This window comes from Bacillota bacterium (genome assembly GCA_018818595.1).
In the GTDB taxonomy this organism is placed as follows: Bacteria; Bacillota_I; Bacilli_A; order Izemoplasmatales; family Hujiaoplasmataceae; genus JAHIRM01.
On record JAHIRM010000059.1, the window covers coordinates 1 to 2,881 of the forward strand.

The 2,881-nt window shown below is 43.9% G+C and carries 1 protein-coding gene; it reads right to left on the bottom strand.

The window, feature by feature from the left end; genetic code table 11:
• Window positions 1-138: 138 nt before the first annotated feature.
• Window positions 139-2,881, bottom strand: a 2,743-nt coding sequence (locus KJ971_08735; protein ID MBU1145917.1) for a hypothetical protein, incomplete at its 5' end; no start/stop codon positions are given.

The following is a 2,881-nucleotide window of genomic DNA, read 5'->3' on the forward strand; positions in this document are numbered from 1 at the left end:
AAGGGTCCATATATAACTTGTATACCTTTATAGGCATTTGCCCTACCCCTGCCCCCCACGCCCCGCCGACAAAGGCGAATACGGTTAAGATGGTAAAAATTGGTATGAGTTTCTTCATGGTGTGTCCTCCAGTATGGGTTATTTTTTATATACTTGCACAAAGCGCTTAGAAATCATGGAAATTCGTGTGTTTATCGAATCCACCCTGCTTCGTTTTTCTTCAGACGACATTTGTTTATTATTCATAATTCTATCTCGTCGTTTTCGTAAGTTTGAAAGCCCCCTCGAAACATTTCCAGCACGTTTATAGGCCCGTATTTTCTTCAAGTTATTCTTTCTAAATTTGTCTGCTTCAGTGCGATCAACCTTCTGTAAAGCTTTATACCCAAGTTGCGCTTCTGTTATTTCCTGCAACATCTCATAAAATTGGGTTACATATTTAGATGCACCACCAATCGGTTCTCTTGCAATAAAACCCTTCACTGCGGGTGCGGTTTCATACCAATGCTTAGCAACTTCAGGGGTTTCATCACCAAAAAGAAAATCCATATAGTGCATCCCGGTTGACCCCAAAGTTCCTGTCCAACCCCGTACCCAATTTTCAAATTTGATAGGCGAGATATCAATGGCCTTCCCAACAGCCTTTGCGGTTTCCGAAGTGTAAGGTGTGTATCTCATGGCTTCAGGGAGTCTTTGTGTGCCAAGATTTTCAAGTGGCCTTTCCCTGAAGAAACTATAATTTGTTATGTGTTCAATGACGGGAAGGGCAGCGGTCGGAATTAATCCAGGCATCGCACCATCCTTGACAGCTCTTACAATGGATTTCACTTCATCCACATCTTTTTCAAATAGATAGTCTAGGATTCGTTCAGGAAGGGAACCAAAGATAATGCCAAGTTCAAACGGTTTTGGGATTCGGATTATCGGACCATCTTTGGTTGTTAAAATAATCCAGAAAAAATTCTTTTGCCATTCAGGGAGTTCCTTATACCTGTCGTCATCATGGTTTAATGCCCAAAGAATAATTGAGGGGAGGGTTATCCCGGCGACGACCCGCAAGGCACTCCTACCTGGAGCTTTCTTAAATGCTCTGATAAGCTTATCTGTTCCCTGAACATTGGCATTCCAGAAAGCAATAATTTGGTTAAGTGCCCGTTCCTCCCCTATTCTACCAAAGTCAAGGGTTGATTCCCTTGATTCCGTCGCTGCTTCAACAGAACTAGCCCCGGCCTGCTTTGCCCTTTGATAAACCCCCATCCTTGTCCCTCTTTCCATCCAATCGGAAAATATACGAAGGGCTTCAATGGGGTTTAACGTCCTGAATCGTTCCTTTCCTTTCTTTTTATACCCAACTACATCCATTGCAGTCATATTGGTGGTTTGCCTGTCAAGGGATAGAAAGTAGGATTGTTCTGCCCCTGCCGCCTTGTATTCGTGGAATAAATCAGTTCGCTTGAGAACATGAAACATGCCTTTGGCAAAATCAACAAAAGGCATATAGCCATATTTAGCATAGACCATCGCCGTAAACTGATCCCTAACAGGGTTTCTTGCTATGAACTCAGCGGAAAGAGTTGCCCCTGCCCTAAGAGTCCGGGCCGGAATGCTCAGCAATTTTATAACCGTGCTGACTTCATTCGAGGTGGATCGTTCCAGCACCTTCTGAACGTCTGCGGGCACCTTGTAGTATGTTTTCTTGCCTTTTTCAGCAACAGTGATGGTAACGCCCTGTTTACGTTTCGGCATGGGCGTGATAGACTTTTCTAAATCCTCTGATACTTCCCTTAATTTCACAACCGCCTGATTTAATCGCTGTTGTTCAACAAGCGTGACAACCCTTTGGGCATTGCTTATAGTGGACTCGACGGAAGGGATTACCCTGAGTTGCTTTTTTGTGCCTTTCACCCGATAAAGAAATGGGGTCTTTCCGGTTCCTCCTGTAATTTCTGTTTCAACATCTTCAAGTTGCCTAGAAAAAGAAGAATAAAACTCAGCTTCAGGAGAGTTTAGAATGGCATCAAACTTCTTCTGGGACAACCAACCAATATCAACTAACGGTTCAAGGATGGTTTTTGTTTCAAAATCTCTATGGGCCTTATCAACCGCTTGAAACCCCTTAAAATCTTTCCCGTACTTTGAGGAAATCTCCTCAATAACCTTTCTGGAAAGCTCAACGTCAATATCCTTGTATTGGTCCTCATCCCTGAGTTCGTATAGTGCTACATCTCGTTTGGCGGTTCGCCAAATTTCATAATCTCTATATTCTGTCTTGGTTTTCAGGGGTGAAAGAATTGTCTTCAGGGATTTAGAGCTTTTGTATGTAATTGTTCCATCTTCATTGACTCTGCTTGGTCCTTTCCCTGCAACAGCATCTTCAACTATTCCACCCTTGCCTCTAATTCTTCTGATTTGACGCTCTATCAATTCGGCTTGTTTTTGCCCTGCTTTTTTGGCTAACCGGGCAACAGGGTATTCCCTCATAACAAATTTTGTATAGGCTTTAGCTGCAAGATTTCTGAGCCCTTCCTTAGACCAATCAACCTGCTTTGGTTTCCATGCCATATACTTTTTAGAAAATTCATCTGTGGCGGACGGTTTCTTCTCCACGGCTTCGGATACCGCCGCACGGGACTCTGACACGCCCGTACCAAACCGGACTATCACTTCTTCCTTGGGGATACCGTCCTTGTAGGGCTGCTGTTCACGCCTCTGCTTGGGGGTCAGCTTCATCCTGCCTGCCGCTTCATTGGCCTCTATTTCTCCGGCAAGGCGTTTGTAATATGCTTGCCTATCTTCTATCGCAAGGCGATTTAGCTTCAGTTCTTTTCGCCATTCCTTAACTGAACTTGGGGCAGTCGCTTCAATCTTGTTTAATTCTTCA